The organism is Streptomyces sp. NPDC059037 (genome assembly GCF_042740015.1).
In the GTDB taxonomy this organism is placed as follows: Bacteria; Actinomycetota; Actinomycetes; order Streptomycetales; family Streptomycetaceae; genus Streptomyces.
Genome location: NZ_JBHYIG010000238.1, coordinates 1 through 15,462, shown reverse-complemented (window position 1 = coordinate 15,462; position 15,462 = coordinate 1). Strand labels below are relative to the sequence as shown.

At 69.6% G+C, this 15,462-nt stretch carries 13 protein-coding genes; 5 read left to right on the top strand and 8 right to left on the bottom strand.

Annotated features, from left to right (window positions below; genetic code table 11):
• Window positions 1–159: 159 nt before the first annotated feature.
• The 3 genes from ACFWY6_RS34720 to clpS all read right to left on the bottom strand — a co-directional run bounded on the left by ACFWY6_RS34720 (window position 160) and on the right by clpS (window position 2,944).
• Window positions 160–1,632, bottom strand: a complete 1,473-nt coding sequence (locus tag ACFWY6_RS34720) for an amino acid permease (RefSeq protein ID WP_384699147.1) — start codon at window positions 1,630–1,632, stop codon at window positions 160–162.
• A gap of 361 nt (window positions 1,633–1,993) precedes the next feature.
• Entirely contained in the window at window positions 1,994–2,590 is a 597-nt protein-coding gene (locus ACFWY6_RS34715) for a DUF2017 domain-containing protein (protein WP_384699144.1), read from the bottom strand.
• A gap of 39 nt (window positions 2,591–2,629) precedes the next feature.
• Window positions 2,630–2,944 carry an ATP-dependent Clp protease adapter ClpS gene (gene clpS / locus ACFWY6_RS34710; protein WP_266866510.1) on the bottom strand — a complete coding sequence of 105 codons (315 nt, stop codon included), beginning with the start codon at window positions 2,942–2,944 and terminating at the stop codon, window positions 2,630–2,632.
• A gap of 80 nt (window positions 2,945–3,024) precedes the next feature.
• Here clpS and ACFWY6_RS34705 point away from each other — a divergent pair, with 80 nt between their 5' ends.
• Both ACFWY6_RS34705 and ACFWY6_RS34700 read left to right on the top strand, forming a co-directional pair.
• A complete protein-coding gene (locus ACFWY6_RS34705; protein WP_266866508.1) occupies window positions 3,025–4,353 on the top strand; it encodes a nicotinate phosphoribosyltransferase in 1,329 nt (442 codons plus the stop codon).
• A gap of 138 nt (window positions 4,354–4,491) precedes the next feature.
• Window positions 4,492–5,076: an isochorismatase family protein gene (locus ACFWY6_RS34700; protein WP_384699141.1), complete on the top strand. Its 585-nt coding sequence runs from the start codon at window positions 4,492–4,494 to the stop codon at window positions 5,074–5,076.
• Between the two features lie 79 nt (window positions 5,077–5,155).
• Here ACFWY6_RS34700 and ACFWY6_RS34695 read toward each other — a convergent pair whose 3' ends face one another.
• The gene (locus ACFWY6_RS34695; RefSeq protein ID WP_384699138.1) at window positions 5,156–5,485 is read right to left on the bottom strand and encodes a hypothetical protein; all 330 of its coding nucleotides are present in this window, start codon (window positions 5,483–5,485) and stop codon (window positions 5,156–5,158) included.
• Between the two features lie 147 nt (window positions 5,486–5,632).
• Window positions 5,633–8,047, bottom strand: coding sequence for an immune inhibitor A domain-containing protein (locus ACFWY6_RS34690; RefSeq protein WP_384699135.1), 2,415 nt, complete (start codon window positions 8,045–8,047; stop codon window positions 5,633–5,635).
• Window positions 8,048–8,568: 521 nt separating this feature from the next.
• On the opposite strand from ACFWY6_RS34690, the gene ACFWY6_RS34685 reads away from it, so the two are divergent.
• A complete protein-coding gene (locus tag ACFWY6_RS34685; RefSeq protein WP_384699150.1) occupies window positions 8,569–8,862 on the top strand; it encodes a hypothetical protein in 294 nt (97 codons plus the stop codon).
• A gap of 48 nt (window positions 8,863–8,910) precedes the next feature.
• On the opposite strand, the gene ACFWY6_RS34680 is transcribed toward ACFWY6_RS34685, so the two are convergent.
• Window positions 8,911–9,516, bottom strand: a complete 606-nt coding sequence (locus ACFWY6_RS34680; RefSeq protein ID WP_384699132.1) for an RDD family protein — start codon at window positions 9,514–9,516, stop codon at window positions 8,911–8,913.
• A 163-nt stretch (window positions 9,517–9,679) separates the two neighbouring features.
• The gene (locus ACFWY6_RS34675) at window positions 9,680–11,185 is read right to left on the bottom strand and encodes an RDD family protein (RefSeq protein ID WP_384699129.1); all 1,506 of its coding nucleotides are present in this window, start codon (window positions 11,183–11,185) and stop codon (window positions 9,680–9,682) included.
• Between the two features lie 266 nt (window positions 11,186–11,451).
• On the opposite strand from ACFWY6_RS34675, the gene ACFWY6_RS34670 reads away from it, so the two are divergent.
• Window positions 11,452–11,925 (top strand): SsgA family sporulation/cell division regulator, encoded by a 474-nt coding sequence (locus ACFWY6_RS34670; protein WP_384699126.1) that lies wholly within the window; start codon window positions 11,452–11,454, stop codon window positions 11,923–11,925.
• A gap of 46 nt (window positions 11,926–11,971) precedes the next feature.
• On the opposite strand, the gene ACFWY6_RS34665 is transcribed toward ACFWY6_RS34670, so the two are convergent.
• Window positions 11,972–13,351, bottom strand: coding sequence for an FAD-binding oxidoreductase (locus ACFWY6_RS34665; protein WP_266866494.1), 1,380 nt, complete (start codon window positions 13,349–13,351; stop codon window positions 11,972–11,974).
• Window positions 13,352–13,449: 98 nt separating this feature from the next.
• Between ACFWY6_RS34665 and ACFWY6_RS34660 the strand changes: the two genes are divergently transcribed.
• Window positions 13,450–14,937, top strand: a complete 1,488-nt coding sequence (locus ACFWY6_RS34660; protein WP_384699122.1) for a tetratricopeptide repeat protein — start codon at window positions 13,450–13,452, stop codon at window positions 14,935–14,937.
• The last annotated feature ends 525 nt before the right edge of the window (window positions 14,938–15,462 follow it).

The window sequence follows — 15,462 nt, the reverse complement described above, 5'->3', positions numbered from 1 at the left end:
GGGGGGGGGGGGGGCGGGGGGGGGGGGCCGCCTGGTGGGGGGGGGGGGGGGGGGGTGTGTGGCCCCGGGGGCCCCCCGTCTCCCCGGGGGGGCCCCGCCCGCCCGGGGGGGGGCCCGGCCCGCCCCCACATGCTGGGATCAGCAGGGATCAGGCGGGAGTCAGGACTTGATCGCGTCCTGCGGCTCGGCGTCGCCGCCGCCCGTCGGCTGCGCGTTGCGCTTCTGCATGACCAGGTAGCCGACGCCCAGGATGAGCGCCCACACCGGGGCCGCGTAGAGCGAGATGCGCGCGTCCTTGTCGATGCCCATCATCACGATGACCATGCCGATGAAGAGCAGTGCGAACCAGCTCGTGTACGGCGCGCCCGGAGCCCGGAAGGTGGACTGCGGCAGCTCGCCGCGGTCGGCCTTGCGGCGGTACTTGATCTGGCAGACCAGGATCATGATCCAGGCCCACATGCCGGAGATGGTGGCGAAGGAGACGACGTAGTTGAACGCCTCGCCCGGCCACTGGTAGTTGATCCAGACGCCGACCAGCATCAGCGCGGCGGAGAAGGTGGTGCCGACCAGCGGCAGGCCGTTCTTCGTGAGCTTGGTGAAGAACTTCGGGCCCTGGCCGTTGAGCGCCAGGTCACGCAGCATGCGGCCGGTGGAGTACATGCCGGAGTTGCAGGAGGAGAGCGCGGCCGTCAGGACGACGAAGTTGACGATCGCGGCGCCGACGCCGAGGCCCATCTTGTCGAAGGCGGCGACGAACGGCGAGACGCCCGGCACGAACTGCGTCCACGGCACGACCGAGAGGATCATGATGAGCGCGCCGACGTAGAAGACGGCGATACGCCACGGCACGGTGTTGATCGCCTTGGGCAGGGTCTTCTCGGGGTCCTTGGACTCGCCCGCGGTGACGCCGACCAGCTCGACGGCGAGGAAGGCGAACATCACGATCTGCAGCGTCATCAGCGTGGAGCCGATGCCGTTGGGGAAGAACCCGCCCTGGTCCCACAGATGGCTCACGGACGCGGTGTCACCGGCGTCGGAGAAGCCGATGGTGAGGATGCCGGCGCAGATGAGGATCATGCCGATGATCGCGGTGACCTTGACCATCGAGAACCAGAACTCGAGCTCACCGAAGAGCTTCACGGAGATCAGGTTGGCGCCGTACAGGATGACCGTGAAGATCAGCGCGTACGCCCATTGCGGGATGGAGTCATGCGTCCAGAACTGCATGTACTGAGCGGCCGCTGTGACTTCCGTGATGCCGGTGACGACCCAGAAGAGCCAGTACGTCCAGCCGGTCACGTATCCGAAGAACGGGCCGATGAACTCGCGCGCGTACTCCGAGAAGGAACCCGAGACGGCGCGGTACATGAGCAGCTCGCCCAGGGCCCGCATGATGAAGAAGATGACAAGGCCGGCGATGGCGTACGCCAGGATGAGGCTGGGGCCGGCCTTGTGAATGGCCTTGCCCGCGCCGAGGAACAGACCGGTGCCGATGGCACCGCCGATCGCGATCATCTGGATCTGTCGGGCCCCGAGCCCGCGCTGATAGCCCTCGCCGGATGAACCGGACGAGCCCTTGGCCTGATCGGCCTCATTGCCGTCGTGATGCTCTTCGACCTGCACTGAGGTCATGGTGACGCCTTTCTCCACGCTGATCCGTGCCCGCAGTCTGCGTATGGCCACGGATCAGGTCCTGATCCCCCCGGATATGGATGGAGTGCTACCGGCGATCTGCCGGCCCGAGCGCCATCGGTGACATGGGTGGCGTCACCGAGTGGTCGTGAAGATTTATCACGGTCGCAACAGTGATCGGCTCAGCCACGTGTGGCGCAGACCACTGGAAGAAGCGGACAAAATTCCCCCGCGGCGTCATACGGGGGCATTGAAGTGACGCGATCGTTATCCGGATTTGAGGATCCGCTGAGCGAACACCTGTTACAGGTGCCGTCTACATCGATTTTCGGCCCCGTGAGCCGTTCCACTCCACCGGCAACTACACGACCAACGTGCTGACCAGCGTCTCCTGCAGACCGCCCAGCCACAAATAGGCCATCACCATCGGTTTGCGCGGATCCTCGTCCGGCAGCTGATAGAGGAGGTCCGTGTCCTCCTCGTCGATGACGTCGAGGCGGGCGCCGATCGCGAGCCGGAGGTCGTTGAGGGCGCCGAGCCAGTGCCGGGACTCCTCCGCCGACAGCTTGAGGACCGCGCCGCCGTCGCCGGCCGCCGTCATGGAGTCCAGGGAGCGGATCACCACGAGGGCGTCGTCCCGCTTCTTGGCCCGCAGGTCGTTCTCGGTGAAGCGCCTGAACTCCGCGGAGTACGCCCGCAGTTCGTCCTCGTCGGCCTTCTCGCTGCCCGGTCCGCCGTATGCGTCGGGCAGCAGCCGCTGGAGCACCGGGTCGGTCGGCGGCTCGCTGGGGCCGTCCGCGAACAGCTCGGCGAGCGGGTCGTCGGAGGCGTCCTCTCCCGGTCCGGGGCCGATCAGCTCAAGGAGCTGGACGGCGAGGGAGCGGATGATCGAGATCTCGACCTCGTCGAGCGCGACGGCGGCGCCGCCCCCGGGGATCGCTTCGAATTGTCCTGGCATCAGATGCGTCGCTGCTTCCGGTCCACTGCTGTCGGCCTGCTACTTGCGGTCCTGCTGGAGGGTGGCCCAAAGGCCGTACCCGTGCATGGCCTGGACGTCGCGCTCCATCTCTTCGCGCGTGCCGGTGGAGACGACGGCTCGACCCTTGTGGTGCACATCCATCATCAGCTTCGTGGCCTTGTGCTTCGAGTACCCGAAGTACGCCTGGAACACGTACGTCACGTAGCTCATCAGGTTGACCGGATCGTTGTGCACAAGCGTGATCCAGGGGACGTCCGGCTCGGGGACGGCGAACGTCTCTTCGGCCGATTCCGGGCGCGTGATCTCTGCGGGAGCCGTACTCACTTGTCCCATGCTGCCACCCGTAGGGGGCCATCGCACAAATGGACCCGGGAAATCGTCAGAGTGACGAGATGCGGGGTAGCATCCTTCGTATGAACACAGCGGACCTTGGGCTGCCGGTGGATGTTCCGTCGACGGCGCTCTTCACCGATCACTACGAGCTGACGATGCTGCAGGCAGCGCTGAAGGCGGGCACCGCCGACCGGCGCTCCGTCTTCGAGGTCTTCACGCGCAGACTGCCCGAGGGACGGCGCTACGGAGTGGTGGCCGGCACCGGGCGGGTCCTGGACGCCGTGGAGAACTTCCGCTTCGACGCCGACGTCATCGGCTTCCTGCGCGAGCGCCGTGTCGTCGACGAGGAGACCCTGCAGTGGCTGGCCTCGTACCGCTTCCGCGGTGACATCTGGGGCTATCCGGAGGGCGAGGTCTACTTCCCCGGCTCGCCGATCCTGCGCGTCGAGGGCTCCTTCGCGGAGTGCGTCCTCCTGGAGACGGTGATCCTCTCCATCCTCAACCACGACTCGGCGATCGCGGCCGCCGCGTCCCGGATGGCATCGGCCGCCGGAGAGCGCCCGCTGATCGAGATGGGCGCACGGCGCACCCACGAACTGGCGGCCGTCGCCGCATCGCGCGCCGCGTACGTGGGCGGCTTCACCACCACGTCCGACCTGGCGGCGGGCTTCCGCTACGACATCCCCACGGTCGGCACGTCCGCGCACGCCTTCACCCTCCTGCACGACAACGAACGCGACGCCTTCCAGGCCCAGGTGAACTCCCTCGGCCCCGGCACGACACTCCTGGTCGACACGTACGACGTGACCGAGGCCGTCCGCACGGCCGTCGAGGTCGCAGGGCCCGAGCTCGGCGCCGTACGCATCGACTCCGGCGACCTGCTCCTGGTCGCGCACCGGGTGCGCCAGCAGCTGGACGAGCTCGGCGCCACGAAGACGAAGATCGTCGTGACCTCCGACCTCGACGAGTACGCCATCGCATCGCTGGCCGCGGCGCCCGTCGACGCGTACGGCGTGGGCACCCAGCTGGTCACCGGGTCCGGGCACCCCACCTGCTCGATGGTCTACAAGCTGGTGGCCCGCGCCCACTCGGCGGACCCGCAAGCTCCGCTGGAGGCGGTGGCGAAGAAGTCCGTGGGCGGGAAGTCGTCCGTCGGCGGCCGCAAGTGGGCCGCCCGGCGGCCCGACGAGCACGGGGTCGCCGAGGCCGAGGTGATCGGCACGGGCCCGGTTCCGGTGGAGCTCGCCGACCACGAACTCCTCGTCGAGCTGATCAAGGGCGGTGAGGTGGTGGCGCGCGAGCCGCTCGACACGGTCCGCGACCGGCACGCGGCGGCACGGGCCCGGCTCCCCCTCTCCGCCACCCAGCTCTCCAAGGGCGAGGCGGTCATTCCCACGGAGTACGCCTGACGCCACGGGACGGCCGGTGGCCGCGCGCCGGGGCAGCCGAACACCCCCTCCCGCAACGCAACGGAAGTCTCTACGCTCGGTTCATCCGGCCGAGTCCCCCGCACCTACCAGCCAGCCTTGCCGACCGAAGGACACCCGATGCGCCGCGCTCTGATCGTCGTCGATGTGCAGAACGACTTCTGCGAGGGCGGCAGCCTCGCGGTGGCCGGGGGCGCGGACGTGGCCGCCGCCATCACCGAGCTGATCGGCCAGGCCCCGGCGGGCTACCGGCACGTGGTGGCAACCCGGGACCACCACATCGAGCCGGGCGACCACTTCTCCGACCACCCGGACTATGTCCGCTCCTGGCCGCCGCACTGTGTGGCGGGGACCGAGGGGATCGGCTTCCACCCGAACTTCGCGCCGGTGGTCGCTTCGGGGGCGATCGACGCGGTCTTCGACAAGGGGGCCTACTCGGCCGCGTACAGCGGCTTCGAGGGGGTCGACGAGAACGACGTCTCCCTCGCGGACTGGCTGCGGGCGCGGCACATCACCGAGGTGGACGTGGTCGGCATCGCCACGGACCACTGCGTACGGGCCACCGCCCTTGACGCCGTGCGGGAAGGATTCAGCACGGTGGTCCTCCTGGACCTGACCGCGGGCGTCGCGGAGGCGACGACGGAGCGGGCCCTGGAGGAGTTGCGGGCGGCGGGCGTAGAGCTGACGGGCAAGCCGGTCGTCTAAGCCCTGTAAGGGGCGCGGGGAACTGCGCGACAAGCCACGACGCACCCGCAGGTGACGTACGAGCTTCCGCCACAGCCACTCACACCCCGGATGAGCTGAACCCCGGTCTCTGACGCTTAAGCGCACGAATCGGATGCCAAAGCTCAGCCGCGCCATCCGGAGCAGTACGCCATATCAGCCCGTCAGGGTGATGCAGAACCGCCGTGATCTCATCCGGCGTAGGCGGCTCCGCGTTGCCCCGCAGATACACCGCCCGCAGCCCGAGATTCCGCAGCCGCGTCAGCGCCCTCGCCCGGTTCACCGCGTGGACGATCATCCGGACATTGCCGCCGCACACCGACGGGCTCGGCAGCGTCAGGGCCACCACCACGGTGCCGTTCGGCAGCCTGCTGAAACCTCCTGCGGACATGGTTGGTCACACCCCCGTGAGACATCGCACGAGGCCCCTGGCCGGACCTCGCGTCAATAAGAAATCCACAGCACGCACCTAAACACGATCGGCCGCCGCCCGCTAGAGGGCGACGGCCGATCATGCTTTGACCTGCGTAAATGCGAATTACTTCACCGAGGGAGCCACCTGGACCGTGATCGACGAGCCGTCCTTGGGCTGCTTGACGATCTTGATCTGCGTGTTGGTGTCAGTGACCTTCACGCTTCCCGTGGGGTTCTCCTTGAACCAGTAGGTACCCTTGCGGTCGTCGAAGACCGGGACGCCCTTCTGGGACTTGATCTTCAGCGCCACGTCCGCGTTGTGGAGCGTGAACGCGTCCGTCCCGTACTTGCTGAACGGCGCGTCGAACGGCTGGATCTTGTTCCGGAGCAACGTGCCGTCCGCCCACTTCAGCGGCTTGGCGTGCGCGTCCACCGGCAGGATCAGACCCTGGCCGGGGTGCTTGCTGACGTTGTTGTCCTTCTGCGAGGTGTCCCACTGCCAGACCATCAGGCCGGTCTGGTACGCGTAGTGCTCGACCCAGTCCGGACGGGACTTGGAGAAGCCGAAGTTGTACGGGCCGACCTTCAGGGTCTTGTCGTACGACACGTACTGGCGGTTCTCCGCGAGGTAGTACTGGTCGTAGTCCTTGGTGAAGGACTCGCCGATGCGCGAAAAGCCCTTGGACGTCCAGCCGTTGTCGTCGCCCTCGGCGCCGTCGTCGAAGACCTTCGCGCCGTCCGCCGTCACGGCGAGCTTGTCGGCCGCGAAGCCCTTGCCCGCGGTGCCGCCGTCCGTCGCGTACCGGAAACGGAGGTCGATCTTCTTGCCGGCGTACGCGTCGAGCGGGAAGGCGAGCTTCTTGTACGCACCCGAGACACCCGTCAACGCGGGCTTGTCGCCGGCATCGCGCGGGATGGCCTTGCCGTCCGCGGTGCCGTCCACGGGCGTCCAGTTGGCGCCGCCGTCCGTCGACACCTCGGTGTAGAGGTAGTCGTAGTTGGCCTCGATGTCCCACCAACCGTCAAGGGACAGCTCGGCCTTGGACTTGCCGGTCAGGTCGACCGACCGCGTCAGGGTGTTCTTGAGGTCGTCGCCCTGGTCGCTCCACCACTGCTTGGAGCCCTCGGTCGGCTTGACCACCGTGGTGGTCACGGCCTTCTTCGGCAGCTCGACGACGAGCGCCTGCTTGTTCTTGGTGTTGTACTCCGAAACACCCAGCTTGTGCGTCGACTTGGTCGCCGCCTTCGCCTTGGCGTAGTCGAGCCAGCCCAGCTGGAACTTGTCCCAGGCGGTCATGTCGCCCGGCAGGTCACCGATGGCGTCCTTGCCGGTGCCGAGCCAGGAGCCGGCCGACATCAGCGACCAGAAGCCGACCGAGTTCTCGGCCTTGCCCGTGGTGTCGTACAGGTCGGGCAGACCGAGGTCGTGGCCGTACTCGTGGGCGAAGACGCCGAGGCCGCCGTTCTCCGGCTGCATCGTGTAGTCGCCGACCCAGATGCCCGAGTCGCCGATCTGCGTGCCGCCGGCCTTGTTGTCGGCCGGGCCCGTCTTGCCCGCGTCGTTGCCGTACGCGTACCAGCGGTGCGCCCAGAGGGCGTTGGTGCCCTCGGCACCGCCGCCGGCCGACTCGTCCTCGCCCGCGTGGACGATCTGGAAGTGGTCGATGTACCCGTCGGACTCGTTGAAGTTGCCGTCGCCGTCGAAGTCGTAGCGGTCCCACAGGTCGTACTTGGCGAGGTCCGCCTTGATCTGCGCGTCCGTGCGGCCCTGGGCCTTCTGGTCGGCGGTCCAGGCGGTGACGCCGTCCTTCACCGCGTCCCAGACGTTGGCGCAGTTGGTGTCGCCGCAGTAATTGGAGCCGTAGCGCGCCTCGTTGTAGTCGACCTTGACCCAGTCGGAGACCTCGCCGTCGACCGAGTAACGGCCGGATGAGGTCTTCTCGTAGTAGGTCTTCAGCGAGTGCTTGGTCTTGCCCTTGGCGTCCTTGCCCTCACCGAAGTAGAGGTCCTGGAAGTGCTTCTGGTTGTAGTCCTTCTGCCAGGCCGTGCTGTTGTCCTTCGCACGGTCCGGCTCGGCTATTTTGTTGTGCGCGGGGCCGGGCTTGCCGCCGTACTTCTTGGCCGGCTTCTCGGGTCCTTCAGGACCGTCGGGGTCGTACATGGTGGTGTCGTCCACCTTGTCCCCGAACTCCACCAGGATCGTGAAGATCTTGTCGGTCTGCTCGCGGCCGAGCTCGACGTACTTCTTGTCGTCGAGCTTCACGACCTGCGAGCCGTCGCGCTTCTGGATCTTGGCGTCGCCCGCGACGACCTGCTCCAGAGCCGACTGGCGCTGCTGGGCCTGCTCCTTGCTGAACGGCCCTTCGAGGTCGTGGTCGACCTGGGCCTTGGCCCGGCTCGGGTCCTGCCGGTCGATGGCGGGAGCCCCGGTGGACCCGCCGTCCTCGGCCGATGCGGTGGCTGCCGAGAACGTGGCGGCGGCCGCGGCCATCGCCACGGCAGCCGCGGTGGCTCTGAACGTCCGTCTTCTGACTGTCACTTGATGCTGTCCTCCCCCGCGTACGCGCGGGGGCGGACGAGTCCCGGTCGGAGGAGGTCCGCGCGCGATACGCGTCACAAGTGACGACATTCGACCGGAGATGCAGAAGAAAAGACAGACCTTGACTTGAACAGGCCAAGTGCACTATGCAGTCGCGGAGATCCGCTATCCGGACACGCGCGGGCGGCTGCCGGAACGCGCGCACGCGCCGCCGGAAAGGTCAACGGGCGCGTCCGGACGTCCACTTGGTGGACGCCATGAACCCGTGCGCCCCCTGTGCTGCCGCACCGTGGGTTAGGTCACGCTTACCGCCCGTTCCCGTCGGGCATGCAGCGGATTAGAGTCAATCGACGGTGCGCCACAGCGAGCGACGGCACTTCTCAAGTCGCCGTCGCCGGGCACCCTTTGATTCGTGTACAGCACTTCGGATCCACGGTTATACAGCACAACTCATACGGTTCGACACCCCTCCGCATCCGCTGTTTCCGAGGACGGATTACGCCATGCCTCGTCCCATGCCGCTGCCTCGTCCCACCCCCGCACAGCTCACGTACGGCACAGTGACCGTCGTCTTCTCGACGCTCGCCATGCTGCTGCTCTCCCAGACGAGTTCGGGAATCGGGGTGGCGGTCATAGCCTTCGCCGCGCTCGGTCTCGGATTACTGGTCGCCATGACCGTTCCCCAGCCGAAGCCCGCCGCTCCGGCCGCGCGGGTCGCTTCCGTCGTACGCGCCGCCGAGGAGCGTGTGCCGGTTCAGCGGGCCGCCGCGGCGCCTGTGCTTGCCGAGTCCGTACGCGAACCAGCGGGCCCGTGAGGATCACGAGCCCGCTGTTGTCACTGAGGCAGCCGCCGCCGCGTCGTCCTAAGTGGTGCTGACCACCACCGTCTTGGCCGCCTTGTCGTGCAGGCCCTGCTTGTAGGGCTTGTCGAAGAAGCTCCAGCCGCCGCAGACGGCCGTCCAGATGCAGGCGCAGCAGAACGCGAACGGGATCCAGAGGACGGCCGCGCGGGCGAGCGCGGTCTGCACGGAGGGCGTCGACCCGTCGTTGAGGTTCGCCACCCGCATCCCCAGCCACTTCTTGCCGAGGGTCTGGCCGGTCTTGGCGATCAGGAAGGTGTCGTACGCGATGTAGAGCACGGCGGCGAGCAGGGACTGGCCGAAGCTCTTGCCGTACTCGACCTTGTCCGGGTCGACGTCGAACTCGTTGGTGTTGAAGAGCCAGGAGAGCAGCCAGACGACCACGCCGACGAGGATCATGTCGATGATGCGGGCGAGGACGCGTTTCCCGCTGTCGGCCAGGGGTGGCATCCCGGCGAGGGGATCCTGCGCACCGTACCCGCCGCCGCTCCCGTAGGGATCACCGCCGCCGCCTCCGCCGTACGGCGGTGAGGTCGGCGGGGGCTGCTTCCGGAAGGGGTCGTTGTCGTCGTCGGGGGGCGGCGGGTACGGCGGCGGTTCGGTACTCATGGGGCGAGTGGACCCTGAGGGCGCGATGTCCGCACGCGGCGAGCGGCTGTACGGGTTAAGGGGGGCCGCTCAAGACCGCCGCTCCGCGGCGGATCTTTCCCGCCCGCCCACCCGATTGCCCGGCAGCACTGCGCGAAGGGGCAGGGTCGGGGAAAGGGAAACGCTAGCCCGCCACGAACGTGCCCGCCGCCTTGTCGTGCCAGCACTGGCGCCACGGTCGGTCGAAGAGGCCCCACAGGACGCCCACGAGCCCGATCACCAGCACCCCAGGCACCGCATACACCAGCCACCGCTTCAACGCCGCCCCGAACGACGGCGCCTCGTGCTCCCCCATGTCCCGCACCTCGAGCCCCAGCACCTTCTTCCCCAGCGTCCGACCCCACTTGGCGGTCGGCAGCGCTTCGTAGAGGACGCCGAAGACGAGCAGGACCGCCAGGACCATGCCCAGGTAACCCGCCGTGGTGCCGTCCAGGAGCCACACCGTGACCTTCTCGCCGGACAGCTTCGCCGCGTCGATCTTGCTGTCGACGTGATCGGCGGCCTTCGTGCCGAGCGGCAGCGCGGCCGCACCGGTGACCACTGCGAGCACGACACTGTCGATGAGCCGCGCCGCGAACCGCTTGCCCATGCCCGCCGGCCGCGCCGCCGCCTGGGCCTGCGCCGCCGCGAGGAACGGATCGTTGGCGACCGGCTTCCACGGCGCCACCGGCTGCCGCGCCTGGCCGTCGGACTCGGCGAGCTGGTGGACCTGCTGGGCCCACGAGGGCGAACCGCCGCCCGGCCCCGAGGTCACCGGCGACGGCACGCCGCCGTGCGCACCGCCCTGCTGCGGAACGGAAGGCTGCGCGGGGGCCGGCGCGGGCGAGGACGCGGCCTGCGGAGGGACAGCGGCCTGCGGCGCGCCGCCGGAGGACTTCGGGCGCAGGGCCCTGATCGCCATGGTGCCTTCGGTACCGGCCGAGGGCTGCTCGTTCGCCGCGGCGGGCCGCAACGGCCCACTGGGCCTGCGGAACGTGACGGTGCCGTCGGTCGCCGGCGGCGGCTGCTTGGCGGGCGTACCCGACGTACCCGACGTACCCGGCTTGATCGCGCGGATCTGCACCGTGCCGGGCCCCTCCTCTCCCGCAGAGGGAGAGGCGGAGGGGGACGGAGAAGGAGAAGGGGACGAGGGCTCCGGCTGTGCCGCCGCCGGGCGTTCGCTCGGTACGCGCGGGTCCCGCGGATCGCCCTGCCCGGCCGCACCCCACGACACCCGCCGGTCCTGCTCGCCGCCGAGTCCCGTCTGCCGCCCCGCGTCCGCCTGCCACGCCGACGCGGGCTCGGGCCTCGCCCCGTGCTGAGCGTCGGCGGCGGCGGAGGCCGCGGCGGAGGCGGCGCCGCCCGTCGCCTCCGGCATCGGCTCCTCGTCGAAGAAGACCGGACCGGTCTCCTCCGCGGCGGGCGCCGCGGGCTCAGCAGGCTCAGCGGGCGGCAGCGATGCCGCGGGAGCCGCCGCCGCACCCGCGCCGGGCGGTGCGGGCAGCGTTTCGCCTTCGGACGGGGCGGGACGGCTCGTACCGGGCACCCAGGCCCCGCCGTTCCAGTACCGGACATATCCGGGAATGGACGGATCGGGGTAGTAGCCTTCGCGGGGCCTGTCGTCGCCTGGGGCCGGAGTTGGGGCGCTCATGTCCGTCGTCCCGTATCTGCTCGGGGGTCTTTTTGAGGCTCCACATCTATCAGACCTCCGCCGCCAGCTGTGCGGGTCCTGCCCTTCCGGCCCCCATCGGGGCACAGTTCAGCGGTGCCGCGCACTCGCCGCGCACCCTCCGCGAACCTCCGCGAACCCTCCGATAAAAAAACTTTCCGGAAGTCGCGTAATGCCCCGGCCACCTCGCGCTCTCTCCTTGCACGGGTCCGCTCCCAGGGCCCCGAACAAGGAAGGAACGCACCGACATGCACACCGTGGTGGAACGCGAGCTTGAGCTCAAACTCGTCCTCTCTCCGGAACGCGCCATCCCCGTCCCGGCCCGCCTCACCTACCGCACCGACGACCCGTACGCCGTCCACATCGCCTTCCATATCGGCTCCGAGAACCCGGTGAACTGGACGTTCGCCCGCGAGCTCCTCGTCGAGGGGGTGTTCAGGCCCTGCGGCCACGGCGACGTCCGGGTCTGGCCGACCAAGGTCGAGGGGCGCAGTGTCGTCCTGATGGCGCTGAGTTCACCCGACGGTGACGCGCTCCTGGAGGCGCCCGCGCCCGCCGTCTCCGCCTGGCTCGAGCGCACGCTGCGGGTGGTCCCTCCGGGCTCTGAGGCTGAGCGGCTCGGCATCGACGACGGCCTCGCCGAGCTGCTCACGCCGACCCCGGCCGACGATCTCTGGCTGCGCGACCCGTGGCCGAGCGACGAGTCCAAGGACGGTGAGTGAGCTCCGCGGCCACGGGGGCGACAGCGGAGCCAGAGCTTTCGAAACCTCAGAAGAGCTTGCCCGGGTTGAGGAGGGAGAGCGGATCGAACGCCGACTTGATGGCGCGCTGCATCTCCACGCCCACCGGGCCGATCTCGCGTGCCAGCCACTCCTTCTTCAGGACGCCCACGCCGTGCTCGCCGGTGATCGTGCCGCCGAGTTCCAGGCCGAGGGCCATGATCTCGTCGAAGGACTCGCGGGCGCGGCGGCCCTCGTCGAGGTCTGCCGCGTCGAAGCAGACGGTGGGGTGGGTGTTGCCGTCGCCCGCGTGCGCGCAGACGCCGATCGTGAGGCTGTACTTATCGGCGATGCGGTCGACGCCGGCGAGCATGTCCGCGAGCTTCGAGCGCGGCACGCACACGTCGTCGATCATCGTCGTGCCCTTGACGGCTTCCAGCGCGGTGAGCGACAACCGCCGTGCCTGTAGCAGCAGTTCGGACTCGGCGGCGTCCTCGGCGGGGACCACCTGGGTGGCGCCCGCGGCCTCGCAGAGCGCGCCGACGGCGGCGAGGTCGGCCGCCGGGTCCGGAGTGTCGAAGGCGGCGAGGAGGAGTGCCTCGGTCGTCTCGGGCAGGCCCATGTTGGCCAGCGCGTTCACGGCCCTGATGGTCGTACGGTCCATCAGCTCGAGGAGCGAGGGGACGTGCCCCCCTTCCATGATCTTGCATACGGCGTCGCAGGCGGCATCGGCCGAGCCGAACTCGGCGGCCAGGACGAGCTGTTGGGGCGGCTGCGGCTTCAGGGCGAGGACCGCGCGGACGACGATGCCGAGGCTGCCCTCGGAGCCGACGAAGAGGCGTGTGAGGTCGTAGCCCGCGACGCCCTTGGCCGTACGCCGCCCGGTGCTCATGAGCCGTCCGTCGGCGAGGACGACGTCGAGGCCGAGCACGTACTCCGCCGTCACGCCGTACTTCACACAGCACAGGCCGCCCGAGGCCGTGCCGATGTTCCCGCCGATGGTGCAGGTCTCCCAACTCGACGGATCCGGCGGGTAGTAGAGCCCGTGTTCGTTGACTGCGCGGGAGAGGTCGGCGTTGACGACACCCGGTTCGACGACCGCGATGCGGTCGACGGGGCTGATCTCCAGGATGCGGTCCATCTTGACCAGGGACAGCACGATGCAGCCGTCGCTGGCGTTCGCGCCGCCGGACAGGCCCGTGCGGGCGCCCTGCGGGACCACCGGGATGCGGAGCTCGGTCGCCGTGCGCATGACGTGCTGGACCTGCTCGACGGTGCGGGGCAGGACGACGACCGCGGGGGTGCCGGCGTCGCAGAAGCTCGCCATGTCGTTCGCGTACGAGGACGTGATGTCCGGGTCCGTGAGGACGGCGTCGGCGGGGAGGGCCTCGCTACCGACACAGAGGAGTTCGATGAGTGTGCGGCTCATGATCACAGCCTCGCACCCGGGGCCATCGGTGTGAACCCGTGTGCGACGCCGGTCCGCATGCCGGGATGTGCTCTTCGTATTGACGCACAGTGTGCGTCATGAAGCCTTCGGTGAAGCGCGTACTGATCGCCTCCGTCGCCGGGTGTGCGGTGCTCGGCGGCGTACTCGTGGTGCTGCCCGACGGCGGCGGGAAGGCGGCGCCGCCCGCACTGGGGCCCGCCGGGCGGGCGATGGCCGCGGTGGGTGCCGGGGTGCCGGCCTCGCTGCCGGACCTCGCGGTGCTCATCGGGGAGCGGGAGGCGCATCTGCGGGCGCATCCCGCCGACGACCACTCGTGGGCGGTGCTCGGGGCCGCCTACGTCGAGCGGGGGCGGCGGACCGCGGACACCGCGTACTACCCCAAGGCCGAGCAGGCGTTGCGTACGTCGCTGAAGGCGCGGCCCGCCGGGAACGTGGAGGCGCTGACGGGGCTCGCGGCGCTGGCGAACGCGCGGCACGACTTCCGTGGGGCACGGAAGTGGGGCGAGAGCGCGGTCAAGGAATCACCGAAGCGGTGGACGACGTACCCCGTCCTGATCGACGCGTACAGCGGCCTGGGCAAGGCGAAGGCGGTGGGCAAGGCGCTGGAGACCCTGCAGGAGCTGAGCTCGGGCAGCCCGGTGATGGTGCGGGCCGGGCAGGTGTACCGGGACCGCGGCTGGCGCGAGGACGCGGCGGCGACACTGGCGGACGCGGCGGCGCTGGCGGAAGGGCCCGCGGAGAAGGCCCTGTGCCTGCACCGGGTGGGCGAGCTGGCGTGGGAGCGGGGTGAGCCGGCGGAGGCCCTGCGCTACTACGAGGCGGCGCTCGCCGCGGATCCGGACCACCACCCCTCCCTGGCGGGCAAGGGCCGCGCGCTCGCGGCTCTGGGCCGTACGCCGGAGGCGCTGAACGCGTACCGGAGCGCCCTGACCCGTCAGCCCGCACCTGAATACGCCCTGGCGCTTGGCGAGTTGTACGAGTCGCTCCGCCTGACGCCGGCGGCGCGCGCGCAGTACGAGGTACTGAGGGCCCGGGTGAAGCAGGAGGGGGTCAACGGCGTCAACGACGAACGGATCCTGGGCCTGTTCGAGGCGGACCACGGCGACCCGGAGGAGGCGGTGCGGCGCCTCCGCGCAGAGTTCAAGCGGCATCCGAGCCCTGAGGTGGCGGACGCGCTGGCCTGGGCACTGCATCGTTCCGGCGAGTCCGAACTGGCCCTGAAGTACGCCACGAAGGCGACGGACAAGGGCCCGCGCAGCGCGCCCTTCACCTACCACCGGGGCGAGATCGAGCGGGAGCTGGGCGAGTACGGCGCGGCCCGCCGCCACATCACCGAGGCCCTGCGCATCAACCCACACTTCTCCCCCCTGCTGGCCCCGGCGGCCCAATCTGCCCTGGAATCCCTGGGCGAACCCCCGGAGGGCGGCCCGGAAGAGATGTACGCCCCTGCCCCGAGGCAGGCCGCACCCCCCGCACCGGCCACCCCCGGCAGGCCGTCCCAACCCACCACCCCAAGGCCTTCCCCGAGCCTGACTTCCTCCCAGAAACCTTCCCTCCAGAGCTGACAAATCGGGAGCAGGGCTTGGGGGGGCGGGGGCCTGTGGGGCTGGGGGCTGCGGGGGCCTGCGGGGGCTGAACGTCGGCGGGCCGAGTCCCCGCCGGGCCACAGAACCTGCCGGAGCCGGGCCCCACTGGTCCGACGGGCCCTTCGCCTGCAGGTCCGTCCGTAACCTGGCCCGCCGCTTCGCGACGGATCTTTCCCGCCCACCCACCCGATTCCCCGCAGTGGACGGCGGGGTGCTGGGGGTGGGTGGGCAGCTACGGGGCAAACGGGCGGGTGGGCGGGAGATCCCGCGCGAAGCGCCGGGACCAAGGGGACACCGCGAGCCACTGCCAGCACGGGCGGGAACAGGCGCGCTACCGACCGACACACCCACGGGCCACCGCCACGACGCGGGGCGATCGGGCGGGTGGGTGGGAGATCCCGCGCGAAGCGCCGGGACCACGGGGACACCGCGAGCCACCGCCGGCACCGGCGGGAGCAGGCCCACCCCAGTCTCTTATAAACAACAGACAAAGCCCACCACCAA